Genomic DNA, 18,314 nt, shown 5'->3' with positions numbered 1-18,314 from the left:
CCCAAGCCGCCCAGATGTCTCCTGTTCCAGATACCTTGGGGCAACCGTCGTCCGTAGAGCAGGCAAGCCGGCTTGGCCTCGAGCAGGCTTTCGCCCTGTTCAACCAGATGTCGAACCAATTGACCAGTTCCTACAGCATGCTCGAAGCCCGGGTCACCGAGCTCAAGGGCGAGCTGGCTGTGGTCAGTGCTCAACGCATGCAGGAGCTGGCGGAAAAAGAACGCCTGGCCAACCGTCTGCAAAATCTGCTCGACCTGTTGCCTGGTGGCGTCATCGTCATCGACGCTCAGGGCATCGTGCGCGAAGCCAATCCGGCGGCCTGCGAACTGCTGGGTCTGCCGCTCGAAGGTGAGTTGTGGCGTCACGTCATTGCCCGCTGTTTTGCGCCTCGCGAAGACGACGGTCATGAAATCTCCCTCAAGGATGGGCGGCGCCTGTCGATTGCCACGCGTTCGCTGGATGCCGAACCGGGTCAACTTGTGCTGTTGAATGACCTGACTGAAACCCGTCATCTTCAGGATCAACTGGCACGGCACGAGCGCTTGTCGTCCCTGGGCCGGATGGTTGCTTCGCTGGCTCATCAGATTCGCACCCCCTTGTCCGCCGCCTTGCTTTACGCCAGCCATTTGACCGAGCAGGCACTGCCCGTCGAGACCCAGCAGCGTTTTGCCGGGCGCCTCAAGGAGCGCCTGCATGAGCTCGAGCATCAAGTGCGCGATATGCTGGTGTTCGCCCGCGGTGAGCTGCCATTGACCGACCGCATAACCCCCAGACAACTTATGCAAACGCTGCAGGCGTCGGCGCTGACCCATGTGCAGGCGTTGCCGATCCGCTGGCAGTGCGACAGCCATGTCGGCGAGTTGCTGTGCAATCGCGACACCCTGGTCGGAGCCCTCCTCAATCTCATCGAAAACGCCATTCAAGCCAGCGCCGGTGACGTGCGCTTGAAGGTTCATCTGTATACCCGCGACAACAACCTGCGCGTGTGCATCAGCGACAGCGGCAGCGGTATCGACCGCGCCGTGCTGGCGCGTCTGGGCGAGCCGTTTTTCACCACCAAGGCCACCGGAACCGGTCTGGGCCTGACCGTGGTCAAGGCGGTTGCCCGTGCCCATCAGGGACAATTGCATTTGCGCTCGCGGCTCGGTCGCGGCACCTGTGCGCAGGTGATCCTGCCGTTGTTCAGTGGCGCTCAGGGAGCGGAGTGAAGGTCATGGGTATCAAGGTTCTACTGGTCGAGGATGACCGGGCGTTGCGCGAAGCTCTGGCCGATACGCTGTTGCTCGCCGGCCACGATTACAAAAGTGTTGGTTCGGCAGAAGAGGCCTTGGTCGCGGTCGAAACCGAAGCGTTCAATCTGGTGGTCAGCGACGTCAACATGCCGGGCATGGATGGTCATCAGTTGCTTGCCTTGCTGCGGGCGCGCCAGCCGCAACTGCCGGTGTTGTTGATGACGGCTCACGGTGCCGTGGAGCGGGCAGTGGATGCGATGCGCCAGGGCGCGGCGGATTATCTGGTCAAGCCGTTCGAGCCCAGGGCCTTGCTCGATCTGGTCGCGCGCCATGCCCTGGGCAGCCTCGGCACCGCCGACAGCGAAGGGCCGGTAGCCTTCGAATCGGCCAGTGCGCAACTGCTGGAATTGGCCGCGCGGGTGGCGCGCAGTGATTCCACGGTGTTGATCTCCGGCGAATCCGGGACGGGCAAGGAGGTGCTGGCGCGCTACATCCACCAGCACTCCCATCGTGCGAGCCAGCCGTTCATCGCGATCAACTGTGCGGCCATCCCGGACAACATGCTGGAGGCCACGCTGTTCGGTCACGAAAAAGGTTCGTTCACCGGCGCCATCGCGGCGCAGGCCGGCAAGTTCGAACAAGCCGATGGCGGGACCCTCCTGCTCGATGAAATTTCCGAAATGCCCCTCGGCCTGCAAGCCAAACTGCTGCGTGTGCTGCAAGAGCGCGAGGTCGAGCGGGTAGGGGCGCGCAAGCCGATCGCCCTGGACATTCGCGTGGTCGCGACCACCAACCGTGACCTGGCCGGTGAAGTGGCAGCGGGGCGTTTCCGTGAAGACCTCTACTATCGCCTGTCGGTGTTTCCGCTGGCCTGGCGTCCGCTGCGCGAGCGCACCGCCGACATCCTGCCGCTGGCCGAGCGCCTGCTGGCCAAACACGTCAATAAAATGAAGCATGCCGCGGCACGGTTGTCACCCGAGGCGCAGGCGTGCCTGATCGGGTATCCGTGGCCAGGGAATGTGCGCGAGCTGGACAACGCGATTCAGCGCGCATTGATCCTGCAGCAGGGCGGTTTGATCCAGCCCCAGGATTTCTGTCTGTCCGGGCCGGTTGCCTGTGCGCCGTTGCCGACACTCGTGCCGGCGCGGGCCGTGGAGGTTGAAGCCGAATCTGCCGGGGCATTGGGCGATGACCTGCGTCGCCGCGAGTTCCAGATGATTATTGACACCCTGCGCACCGAGCGTGGCCGCCGCAAGGAGGCCGCGCAAAAGCTTGGCATCAGCCCAAGGACCTTGCGTTACAAGCTGGCACAGATGCGCGACGCCGGAATGGACGTGGAAGCCTACCTGTTCGCCACCTGAAAGTTGACGCTGGTCAAACCACTGTGGGAGCGAGCCTGCTCGCGAAGAGGGAATGTCAGTCGACATTTGTGTGTCTGTCACACCGCCTTCGCGAGCAGGCTCGCTCCCACAATGGATTTGCGGCAATTCACGGTCATGGCAACGCAGCGAATGGCTTTTGTAGGACGCAGCCACGGAGCTGGCACCCTTGTTGCTAACACCTCACTACCCGCCGAGTGAGTGTCAAAAAAATTGCGGGTCGCCATCGACGTAGCTTCGTCAAAGAGAGAGACCATGAGCCAAGGTATTGAATTCAATCGGTTGATGCTGGACATGCGTTCCATGCAAATGGATGCGATGTCTGCGCCGAAATCGACTGCCGCCGTCCCTGAACTGAATGGCAGCAGCTTTTCCGACATGCTCGGCCAGGCCGTCAATAAAGTGAACGATACCCAGCAGGCGTCCAGTCAGTTGGCCAATGCCTTCGAAATCGGCAAGAGCGGCGTCGACCTGACGGACGTGATGATTTCCTCGCAGAAGGCCAGTGTGTCTTTTCAGGCGTTGACCCAAGTACGCAACAAGCTGGTTCAGGCTTACCAAGACATCATGCAGATGCCGGTTTAAGGACGAGATTGAGTCATGGCAGAAGCAGTCGCCGATAACGTTCCGGCCAAGGCCACACCGATAGACGGCAAACCGCCGCTGTTCGGGTTGTCTTTCCTGGAAAACCTTTCCGAGATGACCATGTTGCGTCAGGTGGGCCTGTTGGTCGGCCTGGCCGCGAGCGTGGCGATTGGCTTTGCCGTGGTGTTGTGGTCCCAGCAACCGGACTACCGTCCCCTGTACGGCAGCCTTGCCGGTATGGACGCCAAACAGGTCATGGACACCCTGGCCTCTGCCGATATTCCCTATACCGTAGAACCCAATTCCGGTGCCTTGCTGGTCAAGGCCGATGATTTGTCCCGTGCGCGCCTGAAACTGGCGGCCGCTGGTGTCACTCCCAGCGACGGCAACATCGGTTTCGAGATTCTCGACAAGGACCAGGGCCTGGGTACCAGCCAGTTCATGGAAGCCACCCGTTATCGCCGTGGCCTCGAAGGCGAACTGGCCCGGACCATCTCCAGTTTGAACAACGTCAAGGGTGCTCGCGTGCACCTGGCGATTCCGAAGAGTTCGGTGTTCGTGCGCGATGAGCGCAAGCCAAGCGCTTCGGTTCTGGTTGAACTCTATTCCGGTCGTTCGCTGGAGCCAGGCCAGGTCGTGGCCATCATCAACCTGGTGGCGACCAGCGTTCCCGAACTCAGCAAGTCGCAGATCACCGTGGTCGACCAGAAGGGCAACTTGCTCTCCGATCAGGCGGAGAACTCCGAACTGACCATGGCCGGCAAGCAATTCGACTACAGCCGTCGCATGGAAAGCATGCTCACCCAGCGTGTGCACAACATCCTGCAACCGGTGTTGGGCAACGACCGCTACAAGGCTGAAGTGTCTGCCGATGTAGACTTCAGTGCCGTCGAATCGACCTCCGAGCAGTTCAACCCGGACCAACCGGCGTTGCGCAGCGAGCAGTCGGTCAATGAACAGCGCACCGCCAGCAATGGCCCGCAAGGTGTGCCGGGTGCCTTGAGCAACCAGCCACCGTCGCCGGCTTCCGCGCCGCAAACCACCGGTGGCGCCACAGCGTCGGCGGGCATGGTGCAGCCAGGCCAGCCATTGATCGATGCCAACGGCCAGCAAATCATGGACCCGGCCACCGGTCAGCCAATGCTGGCGCCGTACCCGGCGGACAAGCGTTCCCAATCGACCAAGAACTTCGAACTCGACCGTTCCATCAGCCACACCAAGCAGCAGCAGGGCCGTTTGAATCGCCTGTCGGTGTCGGTGGTGGTGGATGATCAGGTCAAGGTCAACCCGGCCAATGGCGAAACCACCCGCGCGCCATGGACCACCGATGAACTGGCGCGCTTCACCCGCCTGGTCCAGGATGCGGTCGGTTTCGACGCCAGCCGTGGCGACAGCGTCAGCGTGATCAACATGCCGTTCTCCGCCGACCGTGGCGAAGTGATTGCCGACATTCCGTTCTACTCCCAGCCGTGGTTCTGGGACATCGTCAAGCAAGTGCTGGGCGTCTTGTTCATTCTGGTGCTGGTGTTCGGCGTGCTGCGTCCGGTGCTCAACAACATCACCGGTGGCGGCAAAGGCAAGCAGCTGGCGGGTATCGGCAGCGACGTCGAACTGGGTGGCATGGGCGGCCTGGACGGCGAACTGGCCAACGACCGCGTCAGCCTCGGTGGCCCGACCAGTATCCTGCTGCCGAGCCCGAGCGAAGGTTATGACGCTCAGTTGAACGCAATCAAGAGTCTGGTGGCTGAAGACCCGGGTCGTGTGGCCCAGGTCGTGAAAGAGTGGATTAACGCAGATGAGTGATAACCGAGCCATTGCCGCCAAACTGACCAAGGTCGACAAAGCCGCGATTTTGCTGCTGTCCCTGGGTTCTACCGACGCCGCCCAGGTGCTGCGCCACATGGGACCCAAAGAGGTCCAGCGTGTAGGCGTGGCCATGGCCCAGATGGGTAACGTGCACCGCGAGCAGGTCGAGCAGGTGATGAGCGAGTTCGTCGACATCGTCGGCGACCAGACCAGCCTGGGCGTCGGCTCCGATGATTACGTGCGCAAAATGCTCACCCAGGCCCTGGGTGAAGACAAGGCCAACGGCCTGATCGACCGCATCCTGCTGGGTGGCAACACCAGCGGTCTCGACAGCCTGAAATGGATGGAACCGCGCGCCGTCGCCGATGTGATCCGTTACGAACACCCGCAGATCCAGGCGATCGTGGTGGCGTATCTCGATCCGGACCAGGCCGGCGAAGTGCTCGGCAACTTCGACCACAAGGTGCGCCTGGACATCATTTTGCGGGTGTCCTCGCTCAACACCGTACAGCCGGCTGCCTTGAAAGAACTCAACCAGATTCTCGAGAAGCAGTTCTCCGGCAACTCGAATGCCTCGCGCACCACCCTGGGTGGTATCAAGCGCGCGGCCGACATCATGAACTTCCTCGACAGCTCGATCGAAGGCCAGCTCATGGACTCGATCCGCGAAGTCGACGAAGACCTGTCCGGTCAGATCGAAGACCTCATGTTCGTGTTCAACAACCTGGCCGACGTCGACGATCGCGGTATCCAGGCATTGCTGCGCGAAGTGTCCTCCGACGTGCTGGTGCTGGCCCTCAAGGGTTCGGACGAAAACGTCAAAGAGAAGATCTTCAAGAACATGTCCAAGCGTGCGGCCGAACTGTTGCGCGACGACCTCGAAGCCAAGGGCCCGGTTCGCGTCAGCGACGTGGAAACCGCGCAGAAGGAAATCCTCACCATCGCCCGTCGTATGGCCGAAGCCGGAGAAATCGTTCTCGGCGGCAAAGGCGGCGAGGAAATGATTTAACACCATGGCCAAGCATGATGATGAACCCACTGACCTGATCCGGGCCAGGGATGTCAGTGGTTTCGATACCTGGGCGCTGCCCAGCTTCGACCCGCCGGCACCCGAGCCGGAGCCGGAGCCGGAACCCGAACCGCCGGAAATGGAAGAAGTGCCGCTGGAGGAAGTCCAGCCACTGACCCTCGAAGAACTCGAAAGCATTCGCCAGGAAGCCTACAACGAAGGTTTCGCGGTGGGCGAGAAAGAGGGATTCCACAGCACCACGCTCAAGGTTCGCCAGGAAGCCGAAGTGGCGTTGGCGGCCAAGATCGCGGGGCTTGAGCAATTGATGGCGCACCTGTTCGAGCCCATCGCCGAACAGGACACACTGATTGAAAAGTCCCTGGTCGACCTCGTGCAGCACATCACCAAACAGGTGATCCAGCGCGAACTGGCCATCGACTCGACCCAGATCGAACACGTCATGCGCGAAGCCCTCAAGCTGCTGCCGTTGGGCGTGGGCAATGTGCGGCTGTACATCAATCCGCAGGATTTCCAACAGGTCAAAGCCCTGCGCGAGCGCCATGAAGAAACCTGGCGCATCGTCGAGGACGAGGCGCTGTTGCCGGGTGGCTGCCGGGTCGAGACCGAGCACAGCCGGATCGATGCCACGGTGGAGACCCGCGTCGTGCGGGTGATGGACAAGCTGTTCGATCAGTTGCACGAACAGGCACTGCACCCGGCCGCGCCGGACGTGAGCCTTGAACTGCCCATCGAAAGCAAGCCGGCCGCGGACATTCCCGATGCGCCTTGAACGCACCAGTTTCGCCAAGCGCCTAAGCAGTTATGCCGAGGCCACGCAATTGGAAGGCGCACCGATCCTCGAAGGCCGCCTGCTGCGCATGGTCGGCCTGACCCTCGAAGCCGAAGGCTTGCGCGCGGCCATGGGCAGTCGCTGCATGGTCATCAACGACGACAGCTATCACCCAGTGCAGGTCGAAGCCGAAGTCATGGGCTTCTCTGGCAGTAAGGTCTTCCTGATGCCGGTCGGCAGTGTTGCCGGTATTGCGCCCGGCGCCCGGGTGGTCCCGCTGTTGGACAGTGGTCGCTTGCCCATGGGCATGAGCATGCTCGGGCGGGTGCTCGATGGCGCCGGTCGTGCGCTGGACGGCAAGGGCGGGATGAAGGCCGAGGATTGGGTGCCGATGGACGGCCCGACCATTAACCCGCTCAAGCGCGAGCCGATCAGTGAGCCGCTGGACGTGGGCATCCGTTGCATCAACGGGATGTTGACGGTCGGTCGCGGCCAGCGGCTTGGTTTGTTTGCCGGTACCGGTGTCGGTAAATCCGTGTTGCTGGGCATGATGACCCGCTTTACCGAGGCCGACATTATCGTCGTCGGGCTGATCGGTGAGCGGGGTCGTGAAGTTAAAGAATTCATCGAGCACATCCTCGGTGAAGAAGGGCTCAAGCGTTCGGTGGTGGTGGCATCGCCGGCGGACGATGCGCCGCTGATGCGTCTGCGCGCGGCCATGTACTGCACGCGTATCGCCGAGTATTTCCGCGACAAGGGCAAAAACGTCCTGTTGCTGATGGATTCGCTGACCCGTTTCGCCCAGGCCCAGCGGGAAATCGCCCTGGCCATCGGCGAGCCGCCGGCAACCAAGGGCTATCCGCCGTCGGTGTTCGCCAAGTTGCCGAAACTGGTGGAACGGGCCGGCAATGCCGAGAAGGGCGGCGGTTCGATCACCGCGTTCTATACCGTGCTGTCCGAAGGCGATGACCAGCAGGACCCGATTGCCGACTCGGCGCGAGGCGTGCTCGACGGGCACATCGTGCTGTCGCGGCGGCTGGCCGAGGAAGGGCACTACCCGGCCATCGATATCGAGGCGTCCATCAGCCGGGTCATGCCGGCGGTGGTGTCGCCGGAGCACATGACCCGCGCGCAGTATTTCAAGCAATTGTGGTCGCGCTATCAGCAGAGCCGGGACCTGATCAGTGTTGGCGCCTACGTCGCCGGCGGGGATCGCGAAACCGACCTGGCGATTTCCCTGCAACCGCAACTGGTCAAGTACCTGCGTCAGGGCCTCAACGACAGCATCAGCCTGGGCGAAAGCGAAGCGTATCTCGCGTCGATCTTCGCGCCTGCGGCGGGCGGTTAACCGATCATGGCCCAGACTCGGGCAGGGCGCCTGGCGCCCGTGGTGGAAATGGCCGAGAAGGCCGAGAAAACCGCGGTCCAGCGCCTGGGTCATTTCCAGGGGCAGGTGCGTCTGGCGCAAAGCAAGCTAGACGACCTCGAAGCCTTTCGTCTCGACTATCAGGAACAGTGGATCGTACGCGGCAGCGGCGGCGTATCGGGCCAATGGCTGCTGGGGTATCAGGGTTTCCTCGCACAATTGGGCACGGCCATCGATCAGCAGCGCCAGAGCCTAGCCTGGCACCAGAACAACCTGAACAAGGCGCGGGACACTTGGCAGCAGGCGTTCGCCCGGGTCGAAGGCTTGCGCAAGCTGGTTCAGCGGTACATGGATGAAGCGCGGGCGCTGGAGGACAAGCGCGAGCAGAAGCTGCTGGATGAATTGTCCCAGCGCTTGCCGCGTCAGAGTCAGTATTGAGTCCGCGTTATCGTTCATCGCGGGCACCACAAATTTCGAACCTTGCCCCAACCTCTACCAACTGCTAAACCTTGTACAAGCAGGTTTACCCATGACAAGGACGCCACGACATGTCAGTCATTTCTGAAATCTCCCCGGATGGGCAAAAACTGACGATATCGGTCAAGGGACGATTCGATTTCGCCAAGCACCAGGAATTTCGAGAGTCCTACGAAGACAAGGATCTCGCAGAGGTCGTGATCGACCTGAAAGAGGCGACCTACCTCGACAGTTCCGCATTGGGCATGCTGCTGCTGTTGCGCGATCACGCCGGCGGCGACGACGCCGATATCCGCGTGGTCAACAGCAGTTCCGACGTGAGGAAAATCCTCGCTATCTCCAATTTCGACAAACTGTTCGACATCAGTTGATCGCCGTGCAGTCTGCACTCGAATCGCTGACGATATTGATCGCGGAAGACAGCGCGGCTGATCGCATGCTGTTGTCGAGTATCGTCCGGCGCCAGGGCCATCAGGTGCTGACGGCTGCCAACGGTGCCGAAGCGGTCGAGGCGTTTAGCCAGCAACGCCCGCAACTGGTGTTGATGGACGCGATGATGCCGGTGATGGATGGTTTCGAAGCGGCCCGACAGATCAAGGAACTGGCCGGGGAAACCCTGGTACCGATCATCTTTCTCACCTCGCTGTCCGAAAGCGAAGCCTTGGCCCGTTGCCTGGAGGTCGGGGGTGACGACTTTCTGGCGAAACCGTACAACCAGGTGATCCTCGCCGCCAAGATCAAGGCGATGGACCGATTGCGGCGGCTGCAGGCGACCGTGCTGCAGCAGCGTGACCAGATCGCCCGGCACCACGACTATTTGCTCAACGAGCAGCGGGTGGCCAAGGCCGTGTTCGACAAGGTGGCCCATTCCGGCTGCCTGAATGCCCCCAACATTCGCTATCTGCAATCGCCTTATGCGCTGTTCAACGGTGATTTGCTGCTGGCCGCGTTCACCCCGGCGGGTGACATGCACGTGCTGCTCGGTGATTTTACCGGCCATGGCTTGCCGGCTGCGGTTGGCGCGATGCCCCTGGCCGAAGTCTTCTACGGCATGACTGCCAAGGGCTATGGGTTGGCGGAAACCCTGCGCGAGATGAACGCCAAGCTCAAACGCATCCTGCCGGTAGACATGTTCTGTTGCGCAACGCTGCTGTGCCTGAGCTTCCAGCGTCGCTCGGTGGAGGTCTGGAACGGCGGCATGCCGGATGGCTATCTGCACAGCATCGCCACGGGGGAGCGCACACCGCTGTCGGCCCGGCATTTGCCCCTTGGCGTGTTGAGCCCGCAAACCTTTGATGACCGCACCGAAGTGTTTCCGATGGCGCTCGGTGATCGGGTGTTTTTGTTGTCCGACGGGGTGATCGATACCTGCGATGCCAATGATCAGCTGTTTGGCGTGCAGCGGTTGCAGCGAGTGTTCGCGGCCAATTGTCAGCCCGATGCGTTGTTCGAGGAAATCGAGCAGGCGCTACGGGATTTTCGCGGTGAAGCCCGGGACGATGTCAGCATGGTTGAAATCAGCCTGTTGGATCCGGCTCACCTGAGTCCGCCCGTTCCGGTCTATTCCGACAGTGGTCAGTCCTGTCCGCTGGATTGGTCGGTGAGCTTCGAGTTTCGTGCCGCCACGCTCAAGCGTTTCAATCCGCTGCCATACCTGTTGCAACTGCTACTCGAGGTTCACGGTCTGCGGACGCAGAGCGGGGCCTTGTACAGCGTTCTGGCAGAGCTGTACTCCAACGCCCTGGAACATGGCGTGTTGGGGCTGGATTCCAGCCTCAAGCGCGATCTCGCGGGTTTCGCCCGTTATTACCAACAGCGCAATTCACGTCTGGACGACCTGCAGGACGGTTATGTGCGAGTGCATCTGGAGGTCACGCCGCAAGGCGAGGGTGGTTGCCTGGTGATACGCGTCGAGGACAGCGGCGTGGGATTTGATGTCGATCGGGTGATGGAGCGTCCGATTGATCCTGTCCGTTTGTCGGGACGCGGCGTCAGTCTGATCCGTCAGTTGGGGCGTAACGCCAGTTGGTCCGACGATGGTCGAAGTGCCCGCGTGGAGTTTTTCTGGAAGGCTCTGGCATAATCCGCGCATTCTTGATCAAGGAGTGAACAAGTGGCTGACACACATCTGGACCCAAACGTGCTGAGCGCGTTGCGGGACGTCATGGAGGATGAGTTTTCGACATTGGTCGAGACCTTCCTCGCAGACTCCGAAGAACGGTTGCAGCAATTGACCGTGGCGGCCGACGCCACGCAGATACTCGAGACCGCGCACAGCTTCAAGGGCAGCAGCAGCAACATGGGCGCCACTCGCCTGGCCGGGCTGTGTCATGATCTGGAGCAACGGGCCAAGGCGCGAAACCTTTCAGGCATTGAAGCCCTGATCGCTGATGTTGCCCGTGAGTTCGCCCTTGTCCGGCCACTTTATGAAGAAGAACGGCAGCGTTCTCTCTCGGCCATCACGACAGTTCGGCCTTATTGATCACACTCGAGCAAAACTGGCGCGACCTTTGCAGTCAACTCTCCCAACTGTACCTACGATCCCAGTGCAGCGGAGACCGTTAAATGCCCGTTACCCCTAACATTCTTCTTCAGGCCGCCGCGCAGGCCAAGACTCAGGCCGCCTCCGCCAATTCCACGGCGCTGCCCGCCGAGCCCGGGGACAAGGCCGCAAGCTTCGCTCAAGTGTATGCCAAGCAGGGTCAGAACAAACCTGACGTAGCAGCTGATGGTTCGGCCAGGCCGGTACGTGACAAAGCCCCGGACGGTACCGGCAAGAAGGATGTCGCCGACGACGAATCTGCCGCCCCGGAACCGGTCGTTGCCGATAGCGGCAAAACCTTGCCCGCCGACAAACCGGCGCAGGCTGATGACAAGGCGGCGAGCGAGGATCCGGTGGACACCCCCCAGACACCGGTCGTTGACACCGCGCCTGTTGATCCGGCGCTCGATCCTGCCTTGCTTCAGCCCGTTCAGCCAGTTGTCACCGCGCCAGTCCCGGCCACGACGCCCGTGGTGGAAGCCGAACCGAAACCGGACCAGGCACCGGTTGCCGCGGCTGTCGCCGCAACAACGCCAGCAGTCGCCACCACCGACACCGATTTCGACCCTGAAGCCGATCCGCTCGACGCGCTGCCCGCGGTGCGCCTGGCCATGGAGCAGAGCGGCCACGTTTCCGCGTCCAGCCAGGCACAACCCAAAGCCGCACCAACGCCTGCCCAGGCGCAGGCCGATGGTGAGCAGACCCCGGCGCAGAACTTTGCCGCGGGCATGGCCAACATGCTTGATGTGCAAACCAGCAAGGACAGCACCAGCCGGGGTGGCGACAAGGCGTTCAGCGGCCTGATCGACGACGGTCTCAAGGATCTCAAATCTGCCAGCAGCGATACCCGGGTCGACGACTTCGCCAACCGTCTGGCGGCGCTGACCCAGGCCGCCACGCCGAAAACTGCCAACGCGGTACCGGTGAACCAGCCGATTGCCATGCATCAGAGCGGCTGGACCGAGGAAGTCGTGAATCGGGTCATGTACCTGTCCAGCGCCAATCTCAAGGCGGCGGATATCCAGTTGCAACCGGCCGAGCTGGGGCGCCTCGACATTCGGGTGAACATGGTTCCGGACCAGCAGACCCAGGTGACATTCATGAGTGCGCATCCGAGCGTTCGCGAAGCACTGGACGGTCAGATGCATCGCTTGCGTGACATGTTCGCGCACCAGGGCATGGGCCAGGTTGACGTCAACGTGTCCGACCAGTCCCGGGGTTCGCAGCAGGGGCAGGAGCAGGCTCAACAGCGACAAAGCGGGCGAACCAGTGCCAGCGGTGGCCGCCTCGACAGCATGGATGACGAAGCCGTACAGGGCGTCGCCGAAGTCGCCGCCCCGGTGACCAGCGTGATCGGCTCCAGCGCCGTCGACTACTACGCCTGATCAAACACAATTCCCCCCTGTAGGAGCTGGCTTGCCAGCGAAGAGGGCGCGTCAGTCAACTCAAATGTCGGCTGATGTACCGCTTTCGCTGGCAAGCCAGCTCCTACAGTTGATCGGCCACCAATACCTCCCAACCGTTCTGGCATAACACTTGCTCTTGCCTATCCGTGCGACTGTGAAAACCCGAATAGTGACGGATTATTGGCATGGCGAAGAGCGAAGCAGCAGTAAAAGACCCCGCAACCAAAGGCAGATTCAAGCTGATTATCCTGATCGTGGTGGCCTTGCTGCTGGCGATCGGTGTGTCCGTGGGGGCGACCTGGTACTTCATGCACAGCGCCCAGAGCAAGCCTGTCGCCGCGGCTGAAATCGCTCCGGTGGGCAAGCAGCCGGCGATTTTCGAGTCGATGGCGCCGGCGTTTGTCGCCAACTTCAATCAGAACGGCCGTCAGCGCTACATGCAGGTGAGCATCACCATGCTCGCGCGCAATCAAGCAGATCTGGACGCGCTCAAGGTCCACATGCCGGTGATCCGCAATAACCTGGTCATGCTGTTCTCCGGACAGGACTTCGCCACGCTCGCCTCGCCGGTCGGCCAGGAAATGTTGCGTCAGAAAGCCACGGCCAGCGTCCAGGAAGTCGCGCAGAAAGAACTCGGCAAAGTGGTCGTCGAACAGTTGCTTTTCACTAATTTCGTACTGCAGTAGGAACACGACATGGCCGTGCAGGACCTGCTGTCCCAGGATGAGATCGACGCGCTGTTGCATGGCGTGGACGATGGTCTGGTACAGACCGATAACATTGCCGAACCCGGCACCGTCAAAAGCTACGACCTGACCAGCCAGGATCGCATCGTCCGCGGACGCATGCCGACCCTGGAGATGATCAACGAACGTTTCGCCCGCTACACGCGCATCAGCATGTTCAACATGCTGCGCCGTTCGGCGGACGTGGCGGTCGGTGGCGTGCAGGTGATGAAGTTCGGCGAATACGTGCACTCGCTGTACGTGCCGACCAGTCTCAACCTGGTCAAGATCAAACCGCTGCGCGGTACAGCGCTGTTCATCCTCGACGCCAAACTGGTGTTCAAGCTGGTGGACAACTTCTTCGGTGGCGACGGCCGTCACGCCAAGATCGAAGGGCGGGAATTCACCCCGACCGAATTGCGCGTGGTGCGCATGGTGCTGGAGCAGGCCTTCATCGACTTGAAGGAGGCCTGGCAGGCGATCATGGAAGTGAATTTCGAGTACATCAACTCGGAAGTGAACCCGGCCATGGCCAACATCGTCGGTCCGAGCGAAGCCATTGTGGTGTCGACCTTCCACATCGAACTCGATGGCGGTGGCGGCGATCTGCACGTGACCATGCCGTATTCGATGATCGAGCCGGTGCGCGAAATGCTCGACGCCGGCTTCCAGTCGGACCTCGACGATCAGGACGAGCGCTGGGTCAATGCCTTGCGTCAGGACGTACTGGATGTCGACGTGCCGATCGGCGCCACCGTGGCCCGCCGCCAATTGAAGCTGCGCGACATCCTGCACATGCAGCCGGGGGACATCATCCCGGTGGAAATGCCGGAAGACATGATCATGCGCGCCAACGGCGTGCCGGCCTTCAAGGTCAAGATGGGCTCGCACAAAGGCAACCTCGCGTTGCAGGTGATCGAGCCGATCGAGCGCCGCTGACCGGTACTCCAACCCTATTTGAAATGACTGCTTGTGATCGAGCAGTTGCTCGTCGAGGACAAATTGATGGCTAACGATATGAATACCCAGGACGACCAGGCGCTGGCTGACGAATGGGCCGCGGCCCTGGAAGAAACCGGTGATGCCGGCCAGGCCGACATCGATGCCCTGCTGGCCGCCGATTCCGGCGTTCCGGGCTCCAGCCGCCTGCCGATGGAAGAATTCGGCAGCGTGCCGAGAAACAACGATCCGGTCAGCCTGGAAGGGCCGAACCTGGACGTGATCCTCGATATCCCGGTGTCGATTTCCATGGAAGTCGGCAGCACCGACATCAATATTCGCAACCTGCTGCAACTCAACCAGGGTTCGGTGATCGAGCTCGATCGCCTGGCCGGTGAGCCGCTGGACGTGCTGGTCAATGGCACGCTGATCGCCCATGGCGAAGTGGTGGTGGTCAACGAGAAGTTCGGCATCCGCCTGACCGACGTGATCAGCCCAAGCGAACGCATCAAGAAGTTGCGCTGAGTGAAAAAGCTTCTTTGGGGTCTGTTGGCGTTGCCGTTCAGCGTGCTGGCGGCCGAGCCTGTTGCGACAGCCGCTACTGCCGCCGCCGCACCGGCGGTCAACAGCGGCGTGGCCGGGCAATTGACGCAGCTGGTGTTCGGCTTGCTGCTGGTACTGGGGTTGATCTTCTTCCTCGCCTGGCTGTTGCGCCGGGTGCAGCAGGCAGGCCCCGCCGGCAAGGGGCAGGTGATCGAGCTGATCGGTTCCCGCGCCCTCGGCCCGCGTGACCGCTTGATGCTGGTGCAGGTCGGTAACGAGCAGATCCTGCTCGGTCTCAGCCCAGGCACGATCACCGCGCTGCATGTGCTTAAAGAGCCGATTGAAGTGCCGGCCACCGCCGACAAAGCTACTCCGGAGTTTGCCCAGCATCTGTTGAAGATGCTCGGCAAGGATCAGAAGGATAAGAAGTAATGGGTGCGCTACGCATCGTCTTGACGCTGGCCCTGCTGCTGGCCGCGCCGCTGGCGTTCGCCGCCGATCCGCTGTCGATCCCGGCGATCACCCTGGGCACCAACGCACAGGGCGCCCAGGAATATTCGGTCAGCCTGCAAATCCTGCTGATCATGACTGCGCTGAGTTTCATCCCGGCGTTCGTCATGCTGATGACCAGTTTCACCCGGATCATCATCGTCTTCTCGATCCTGCGCCAGGCCCTGGGCCTGCAACAGACGCCGTCGAACCAGATCCTCACGGGCATGGCGCTGTTCCTGACCCTGTTCATCATGGCGCCGGTGTTCGACCGGGTTAATCAGGACGCCTTGCAGCCGTATCTGGCGGAAAAAATGACCGCTCAGGACGCGGTGGCCAAGGCCCAGGTGCCGATCAAGGACTTCATGCTCGCCCAGACGCGCACCAGCGACCTGGAGCTGTTCATGCGCCTGTCCAAGCGCACCGACATTGCCAGCCCGGACCAGGCGCCGCTGACCATTCTGGTGCCGGCGTTCGTGACCTCGGAGCTGAAAACCGCGTTCCAGATCGGTTTCATGATCTTCATTCCGTTCCTGATCATCGACCTGGTCGTGGCCAGTGTGCTGATGGCCATGGGGATGATGATGCTGTCGCCGCTGATCATTTCTCTGCCATTCAAAATCATGCTGTTCGTGCTGGTCGATGGCTGGGCGCTGATCATCGGCACCCTGGCCAGCAGTTTTGGTGGTGTATCGCCATGACGCCTGAAGTCGCCGTCGATATCTTCCGTGAGGCCCTGTGGCTGACCACCATGATGGTGGCGGTGCTGGTGATCCCGAGTCTGCTGGTGGGCCTGATCGTGGCGATGTTTCAGGCTGCCACCCAGATCAACGAACAGACCTTGAGCTTCCTGCCGCGCCTGCTGGTGATGTTGGTGACGCTGATCGTGGCCGGCCCGTGGCTGGTGCAGACCTTTATGGAGTACATCCTGCAGTTGTACGGCAGTATTCCGCAGGTCATCGGCTAGGCCATGTCGTCGCTGCTTCAGCTGACCGATACCCAGATCAGCACCTGGGTGGCGAGCTTCATGTTGCCGCTGTTCCGCATCGGCGCCTTGCTGACGGTCATGCCGGTGTTCGGCACCTCACTGGTGCCCAAGCGCATTCGCCTGTATTTCGCCCTGGCCATTACGGTGGTCATCGCCCCGGGGCTGCCGCCCATGCCGCCGGTGAATGCGCTGGACTTGAGCGGACTGCTGCTGATTGCCGAGCAGATCCTCATCGGCGCGGTACTCGGTTTCTCCCTGCAACTGTTCTTCCAGGCCTTCGTGGTGGCGGGGCAGATCGTCGCCATCCAGATGGGTATGGGCTTCGCCTCGATGGTCGACCCCACCAACGGCGTGTCGGTGGCGGTGATCGGGCAGTTCTTCACCATGCTGGTGACCCTGATGTTCCTGGCCATGAACGGCCATCTGGTGGTCTTCGAAGTGCTCACCGAGAGTTTCACCACGCTGCCGGTGGGCAGCGGCTTGATGGTCAATCATTTCTGGGAACTGGCCGGCAAGCTCGGCTGGGTACTGGGCGCGGCGCTGCTGCTGGTGCTGCCGGCGATCACTGCGCTGCTGGTGGTCAACATCGCGTTTGGCGTGATGACCCGGGCGGCACCGCAACTGAACATCTTCTCCGTCGGCTTCCCGCTCACCCTGGTACTCGGGCTGTTTATCGTCTGGGTCGGGCTGGCGGACATTCTCAATCAGTATCAACCGCTGGCCAGCGAGGCCTTGCAGTTTTTACGCGAACTGGCACAGGCGCGCTGAGTCATGGCAGAGAGCGAAAGCGGTCAGGACAAAACAGAAGACCCCACGGAGAAAAAGAAAAAGGACGCCCGTGAGAAGGGCGAGATTGCGCGCTCCAAAGAGCTGAACACCCTGGCGATCATGCTTGCCGGTGCTGGCGCGCTGCTGATTTTCGGTGGCGCGCTGGCCCAGGACCTGATGGACCTGATGCGCCTGAATTTTTCCCTGTCGCGGGACGTGGTGCTGGACCAACGCTCGATGAGCACCTACCTGCTGCATTCCGGGAAGATTGCCTTGCTGGCGATTCAGCCGGTGATGATCACCTTGCTGCTGGCCGCGTTGATCGGTCCGATCTCCCTGGGTGGCTGGCTGTTTTCCGCCGGCAGCATGGCCCCCAAATTCAGCCGCATGAACCCCGGCGCGGGCCTCAAGCGCATGTTCTCGGCCAAGGCCTTGACCGAGCTGCTCAAGGCCCTGGCGAAGTTTTTCATTGTCCTGTTCGTGGCGCTGGTGGTGTTGTCGGGAGACATCGACGACCTGCTGCGCATCGCCCATGAGCCGTTGGATCGAGCGGTCACTCATAGCCTGCAAGTGGTCGGCTGGAGCACCCTGTGGATGGCCTGCGGGCTGATCATCATTGCCGCGGTGGACGTACCGCTTCAGTTGTGGGAAAGCATCAACAAACTGAAAATGACCAAGCAGGAAGTGCGCGACGAGCACAAGGACCAGGAAGGACGGCCAGAGGTCAAACAGCGGATTCGCCAGCTGCAACGCGAAATGTCCCAGCGCCGGATGATGGCCGCCATTCCCGACGCCGACGTGGTCATCACCAACCCGACTCACTACGCCGTGGCACTCAAGTACGACCCGGACAAGAGCGGTGCGCCGATGTTGATTGCCAAGGGCAGTGACTTTTTGGCGCTGAAGATTCGTGAAATCGCGGTGGCCAACGAAATTTTGCTGCTGGAATCGCCGGCGCTGGCGCGGTCGATTTACTACTCCACGGAGCTGGAGCAGGAGATTCCGGGTGGGTTGTATCTGGCGGTGGCGCAGGTGCTGGCGTATGTCTATCAGATTCGCCAGTACAAAGCCGGCAAGGGCAAGCGGCCGGATCCGCTGAAGGATGATTTGCCGATTCCGCCTGATCTGCGTCGCGATCCCTGATTCTTTCGTTGTCAGTTCCGGCCTCATCGCGGGCAAGCCTCGCTCCCACAATATTGTGTCGTCCACAAAACCTGTGGGAGCAAGGCTTGCCCGCGATGAGGCCCGTCCGGGCAACACAAATCTTCAT

Annotated in this window: 20 protein-coding genes; all 20 read left to right on the top strand. The window is 61.4% G+C overall.

The annotated features are described in order from the left end of the window. The first annotated feature begins 14 nt into the window (after positions 1–14). The 20 genes from GPL81_RS09485 (at position 15) to flhB (ending at position 18,187) form a co-directional block, all read left to right on the top strand. The gene (locus GPL81_RS09485; protein ID WP_218585643.1) at positions 15–1,208 is read left to right on the top strand and encodes a sensor histidine kinase; all 1,194 of its coding nucleotides are present in this window, start codon (positions 15–17) and stop codon (positions 1,206–1,208) included. 5 nt (positions 1,209–1,213) lie between these two features. Next, positions 1,214–2,593, top strand: a complete 1,380-nt coding sequence (locus GPL81_RS09480; protein ID WP_160106521.1) for a sigma-54-dependent transcriptional regulator — start codon at positions 1,214–1,216, stop codon at positions 2,591–2,593. 273 nt (positions 2,594–2,866) lie between these two features. Beyond that, on the top strand, positions 2,867–3,196 hold the full coding sequence (fliE, locus tag GPL81_RS09475; RefSeq protein WP_084320560.1) for a flagellar hook-basal body complex protein FliE: 330 nt from the start codon (positions 2,867–2,869) through the stop codon (positions 3,194–3,196). Between the two features lie 15 nt (positions 3,197–3,211). Beyond that, positions 3,212–4,999, top strand: a complete 1,788-nt coding sequence (gene fliF, locus GPL81_RS09470) for a flagellar basal-body MS-ring/collar protein FliF (protein WP_160106520.1) — start codon at positions 3,212–3,214, stop codon at positions 4,997–4,999. Beyond that, complete coding sequence (gene fliG / locus GPL81_RS09465; protein ID WP_096509562.1) at positions 4,992–6,011, top strand: flagellar motor switch protein FliG; 1,020 nt, start codon at positions 4,992–4,994, stop codon at positions 6,009–6,011. Before fliF ends, fliG begins: the two co-directional genes overlap by 8 nt. Before the next feature lie 4 nt (positions 6,012–6,015). After that, complete coding sequence (gene fliH / locus GPL81_RS09460) at positions 6,016–6,801, top strand: flagellar assembly protein FliH (protein ID WP_160106519.1); 786 nt, start codon at positions 6,016–6,018, stop codon at positions 6,799–6,801. Continuing rightward, complete coding sequence (fliI, locus tag GPL81_RS09455) at positions 6,791–8,149, top strand: flagellar protein export ATPase FliI (RefSeq protein WP_096509564.1); 1,359 nt, start codon at positions 6,791–6,793, stop codon at positions 8,147–8,149. The genes fliH and fliI overlap by 11 nt, the downstream gene beginning before the upstream one ends. 6 nt (positions 8,150–8,155) lie before the next feature. Further along, positions 8,156–8,605 carry a flagellar export protein FliJ gene (gene fliJ, locus GPL81_RS09450; RefSeq protein WP_160106518.1) on the top strand — a complete coding sequence of 150 codons (450 nt, stop codon included), beginning with the start codon at positions 8,156–8,158 and terminating at the stop codon, positions 8,603–8,605. Positions 8,606–8,715: 110 nt separating this feature from the next. Continuing rightward, positions 8,716–9,015 carry an STAS domain-containing protein gene (locus GPL81_RS09445; RefSeq protein WP_160106517.1) on the top strand — a complete coding sequence of 100 codons (300 nt, stop codon included), beginning with the start codon at positions 8,716–8,718 and terminating at the stop codon, positions 9,013–9,015. Positions 9,016–9,020: 5 nt separating this feature from the next. Then, positions 9,021–10,727, top strand: coding sequence for an ATP-binding SpoIIE family protein phosphatase (locus GPL81_RS09440; RefSeq protein WP_160106516.1), 1,707 nt, complete (start codon positions 9,021–9,023; stop codon positions 10,725–10,727). Positions 10,728–10,757: 30 nt separating this feature from the next. Beyond that, on the top strand, positions 10,758–11,126 hold the full coding sequence (locus GPL81_RS09435; RefSeq protein WP_160106515.1) for an Hpt domain-containing protein: 369 nt from the start codon (positions 10,758–10,760) through the stop codon (positions 11,124–11,126). An 83-nt stretch (positions 11,127–11,209) separates the two neighbouring features. Beyond that, positions 11,210–12,571: a flagellar hook-length control protein FliK gene (locus tag GPL81_RS09430; protein ID WP_160106514.1), complete on the top strand. Its 1,362-nt coding sequence runs from the start codon at positions 11,210–11,212 to the stop codon at positions 12,569–12,571. 206 nt (positions 12,572–12,777) lie between these two features. Then, positions 12,778–13,278: a flagellar basal body-associated protein FliL gene (fliL, locus tag GPL81_RS09425; protein WP_160106513.1), complete on the top strand. Its 501-nt coding sequence runs from the start codon at positions 12,778–12,780 to the stop codon at positions 13,276–13,278. A 9-nt stretch (positions 13,279–13,287) separates the two neighbouring features. Continuing rightward, positions 13,288–14,256, top strand: a complete 969-nt coding sequence (gene fliM, locus GPL81_RS09420; RefSeq protein WP_096509570.1) for a flagellar motor switch protein FliM — start codon at positions 13,288–13,290, stop codon at positions 14,254–14,256. A gap of 66 nt (positions 14,257–14,322) precedes the next feature. Continuing rightward, positions 14,323–14,781, top strand: a complete 459-nt coding sequence (gene fliN / locus GPL81_RS09415) for a flagellar motor switch protein FliN (protein WP_096515226.1) — start codon at positions 14,323–14,325, stop codon at positions 14,779–14,781. Further along, positions 14,782–15,231 (top strand): flagellar biosynthetic protein FliO, encoded by a 450-nt coding sequence (gene fliO / locus GPL81_RS09410; RefSeq protein ID WP_160106512.1) that lies wholly within the window; start codon positions 14,782–14,784, stop codon positions 15,229–15,231. Continuing rightward, a complete protein-coding gene (gene fliP / locus GPL81_RS09405) occupies positions 15,231–15,989 on the top strand; it encodes a flagellar type III secretion system pore protein FliP (protein WP_096509572.1) in 759 nt (252 codons plus the stop codon). Before fliO ends, fliP begins: the two co-directional genes overlap by 1 nt. Beyond that, positions 15,986–16,255 (top strand): flagellar biosynthesis protein FliQ, encoded by a 270-nt coding sequence (gene fliQ / locus GPL81_RS09400; RefSeq protein WP_096509573.1) that lies wholly within the window; start codon positions 15,986–15,988, stop codon positions 16,253–16,255. The genes fliP and fliQ overlap by 4 nt, the downstream gene beginning before the upstream one ends. 3 nt (positions 16,256–16,258) lie before the next feature. Further along, a complete protein-coding gene (gene fliR / locus GPL81_RS09395) occupies positions 16,259–17,044 on the top strand; it encodes a flagellar biosynthetic protein FliR (RefSeq protein WP_160106511.1) in 786 nt (261 codons plus the stop codon). A 3-nt stretch (positions 17,045–17,047) separates the two neighbouring features. Beyond that, positions 17,048–18,187: a flagellar biosynthesis protein FlhB gene (gene flhB / locus GPL81_RS09390; RefSeq protein WP_160106510.1), complete on the top strand. Its 1,140-nt coding sequence runs from the start codon at positions 17,048–17,050 to the stop codon at positions 18,185–18,187. Positions 18,188–18,314: the final 127 nt, after the last annotated feature.

Origin of the sequence: Pseudomonas izuensis (assembly GCF_009861505.1) — a bacterium.
Taxonomy (GTDB): domain Bacteria; phylum Pseudomonadota; class Gammaproteobacteria; order Pseudomonadales; family Pseudomonadaceae; genus Aquipseudomonas; species Aquipseudomonas izuensis.
The sequence above is the reverse complement of the archived record's forward strand: the minus strand, read 5'-3'. Positions and strand labels throughout refer to the sequence as shown.

Bases quoted from the DNA above. Each gene is read 5' to 3' on its own strand.
- GPL81_RS09485 (WP_218585643.1), top strand. From the start codon at position 15: ATGTCTCCTGTTCCAGATACCTTGGGGCAACCGTCGTCCGTAGAGCAG.
- GPL81_RS09480 (WP_160106521.1), top strand. From the start codon at position 1,214: ATGGGTATCAAGGTTCTACTGGTCGAGGATGACCGGGCGTTGCGCGAA.
- fliE (WP_084320560.1), top strand. From the start codon at position 2,867: ATGAGCCAAGGTATTGAATTCAATCGGTTGATGCTGGACATGCGTTCC.
- fliF (WP_160106520.1), top strand. From the start codon at position 3,212: ATGGCAGAAGCAGTCGCCGATAACGTTCCGGCCAAGGCCACACCGATA.
- fliG (WP_096509562.1), top strand. From the start codon at position 4,992: ATGAGTGATAACCGAGCCATTGCCGCCAAACTGACCAAGGTCGACAAA.
- fliH (WP_160106519.1), top strand. From the start codon at position 6,016: ATGGCCAAGCATGATGATGAACCCACTGACCTGATCCGGGCCAGGGAT.
- fliI (WP_096509564.1), top strand. From the start codon at position 6,791: ATGCGCCTTGAACGCACCAGTTTCGCCAAGCGCCTAAGCAGTTATGCC.
- fliJ (WP_160106518.1), top strand. From the start codon at position 8,156: ATGGCCCAGACTCGGGCAGGGCGCCTGGCGCCCGTGGTGGAAATGGCC.
- GPL81_RS09445 (WP_160106517.1), top strand. From the start codon at position 8,716: ATGTCAGTCATTTCTGAAATCTCCCCGGATGGGCAAAAACTGACGATA.
- GPL81_RS09430 (WP_160106514.1), top strand. From the start codon at position 11,210: ATGCCCGTTACCCCTAACATTCTTCTTCAGGCCGCCGCGCAGGCCAAG.
- fliL (WP_160106513.1), top strand. From the start codon at position 12,778: ATGGCGAAGAGCGAAGCAGCAGTAAAAGACCCCGCAACCAAAGGCAGA.
- fliM (WP_096509570.1), top strand. From the start codon at position 13,288: ATGGCCGTGCAGGACCTGCTGTCCCAGGATGAGATCGACGCGCTGTTG.
- fliN (WP_096515226.1), top strand. From the start codon at position 14,323: ATGGCTAACGATATGAATACCCAGGACGACCAGGCGCTGGCTGACGAA.
- fliP (WP_096509572.1), top strand. From the start codon at position 15,231: ATGGGTGCGCTACGCATCGTCTTGACGCTGGCCCTGCTGCTGGCCGCG.
- fliQ (WP_096509573.1), top strand. From the start codon at position 15,986: ATGACGCCTGAAGTCGCCGTCGATATCTTCCGTGAGGCCCTGTGGCTG.
- fliR (WP_160106511.1), top strand. From the start codon at position 16,259: ATGTCGTCGCTGCTTCAGCTGACCGATACCCAGATCAGCACCTGGGTG.
- flhB (WP_160106510.1), top strand. From the start codon at position 17,048: ATGGCAGAGAGCGAAAGCGGTCAGGACAAAACAGAAGACCCCACGGAG.